Here is a 2,852-nt window from a genome sequence, read left to right as displayed (position 1 = left end):
CACAAGCTATTACTGATTCAAACTCTCTGAGCTTTGTCTTTGTCTTCGTCTTTTCTTACAACTCGCTCTGCTTTAGGGTAAAACCCTTGAGCGTTGTATGGTTAAGCCTCTCGGGCAATTAGTACGGGTTAGCTCAATATATCACTACACTTACACACCCCGCCTATCTACGTCTTAGTCTTAAACAACCCTTACACACTCTAAGTGTGGGAAAACTCATCTCAAGGCAAGTTTCGTGCTTAGATGCTTTCAGCACTTATCTCTTCCGCACATAGCTACCCCGCAATGCTTCTGGCGAAACAACGGGAACACCAGCGGTGCGTCCACTCCGGTCCTCTCGTACTAGGAGCAGCCCCTTTCAATTTTCCAACGCCCACGGCAGATAGGGACCGAACTGTCTCACGACGTTCTAAACCCAGCTCGCGTACCACTTTAAATGGCGAACAGCCATACCCTTGGGACCTACTTCAGCCCCAGGATGTGATGAGCCGACATCGAGGTGCCAAACACCGCCGTCGATATGAACTCTTGGGCGGTATCAGCCTGTTATCCCCGGAGTACCTTTTATCCGTTGAGCGATGGCCCTTCCATTCAGAACCACCGGATCACTATGACCTGCTTTCGCACCTGCTCGACCTGTCCGTCTCGCAGTCAAGCTTGCTTATACCATTGTACTAACCTCACGATGTCCGACCGTGATTAGCAAACCTTCGTACTCCTCCGTTACGCTTTGGGAGGAGACCGCCCCAGTCAAACTACCCACCAGACACTGTCCACGACCGCGTTTCGCAGTCTGTGTTAGAACATCAAACCTTAAAGGGTGGTATTTCAACAACGACTCCATATTAACTGGCGTTAATACTTCTCTGTCTCCCACCTATCCTACACATCAAAATTCAATGTTCAGTGTCAAGCTATAGTAAAGGTTCACGGGGTCTTTCCGTCTAGCCGCGGGTACACCGCATCTTCACGGCGATTTCAATTTCACTGAGTCTCGGGTGGAGACAGCCTGGCCATCATTACGCCATTCGTGCAGGTCGGAACTTACCCGACAAGGAATTTCGCTACCTTAGGACCGTTATAGTTACGGCCGCCGTTTACTGGGGCTTCGATCAAATGCTCTCACATCATCAATTAACCTTCCAGCACCGGGCAGGCGTCACACCCTATACGTCCACTTTCGTGTTTGCAGAGTGCTGTGTTTTTAATAAACAGTTGCAGCCAGCTGGTCACTTCGACTGACTTCACCTCCATCCGCAAAGGACTTCAATTACTATCAGCGCACCTTCTCCCGAAGTTACGGTGCTATTTTGCCTAGTTCCTTCACCCGAGTTCTCTCAAGCGCCTGAGTATTCTCTACCTGACCACCTGTGTCGGTTTTCAGTACGGTTTATGATAAGATAAGCTTAGCGGCTTTTCCTGGAAGTGTGGTATCGGTTACTTCAACTCCGTAGAGTCTCCCCATCACGCCTCTGATATAGATGACCGGATTTGCCTAATCATCCATCCTACACGCTTGGACCGGGACTTCCGTCACCCGGATAACCTAACCTGCTCCGTCCCCACATCGCTCTTATCACAAGTACGGGAATATTAACCCGTTTCCCATCGACTACGCTCTTCAGCCTCGCCTTAGGGGCCGACTCACCCTGCCCCGATTAACGTTGGACAGGAACCCTTGGTCTTCCGGCGAGGGGGTTTTTCACCCCCTTTATCGTTACTTATGTCAGCATTCGCACTTGTGATATCTCCAGCAGCCCTCTCGAACCACCTTCATCGACTTACACAACGCTCCCCTACCCAATCAGGGAACAGGTTTCAGGGTTCTGGTGTCAGTCTCTCAGACTTTCACTCAAACCATTCAACATTTTGGCAACCTCTTCGTATTCATTACGCCAAGCTTGCCATTGTTGTTTCTCTATATAATTCAGGTCTATACAATATCTTAACCAAACTCGTGTCTCATCTGCACTGCCTATTGCCATTGCAAGATAACGTCTAAACTCAGCAGATGAACGTTGCTTCGCAAAACCTTCTGCCAGATTGGCACAGATGCTTTTACTTGAACGTCTTAGTTGGTCAGCCAAGGCAAATTGTTCTACTTTTGGAAAATTTAATGTCGCTTGATGAATTTCTAATGAAACCCGATACGCTTTTTGAAATACATTTAAATCTTCAAATCGTTTTACCATGCCCTGACTCCTGTAGCCTGAACCCTGAAACCTGCTCCCTGAATGCCGCAGCTTCGGTGACTAGTTTTAGCCCCGTTACATCTTCCGCGCAGGCCGACTCGACTAGTGAGCTATTACGCTTTCTTTAAATGATGGCTGCTTCTAAGCCAACATCCTAGCTGTCTAAGCCTTCCCACTTCGTTTCCCACTTAACTAGTACTTCGGGACCTTAGCTGGCGGTCTGGGTTGTTTCCCTCTTCACGACGAACGTTAGCACCCGCCGTGTGTCTCCTAGACATTACTCTTCGGTATTCGCAGTTTGCATCGGGTTGGTAAGTCGGGATGACCCCCTAGCCGAAACAGTGCTCTACCCCCGAAGGTATTCATCTAAGGCTCTACCTAAATAGATTTCGGGGAGAACCAGCTATCTCCCGGTTTGATTGGCCTTTCACCCCCAGCCACAAGTCATCCGCTACTTTTTCAACAGTAGTCGGTTCGGTCCTCCAGTTAGTGTTACCCAACCTTCAACCTGCCCATGGCTAGATCACCGGGTTTCGGGTCTATATCATGCAACTAAGCGCCCAGTTAAGACTCGGTTTCCCTTCGGCTCCCCTATTCGGTTAACCTCGCTACATAATATAAGTCGCTGACCCATTATACAAAAGGTACGCAGTCACCCCC

General features: G+C 49.1%; 1 rRNA gene. It reads right to left on the bottom strand.

The features are described 5' to 3' along the window. Positions 1-97 precede the first annotated feature (97 nt). Positions 98-2,852: ribosomal RNA gene (locus EDC16_RS12605) — 23S ribosomal RNA — on the bottom strand; the annotation flags it as partial.

Source organism: Testudinibacter aquarius (genome assembly GCF_004342725.1).
Classification (GTDB): domain Bacteria; phylum Pseudomonadota; class Gammaproteobacteria; order Enterobacterales; family Pasteurellaceae; genus Chelonobacter; species Chelonobacter aquarius.
This window is presented reverse-complemented; position numbering and strand designations above follow the sequence as displayed.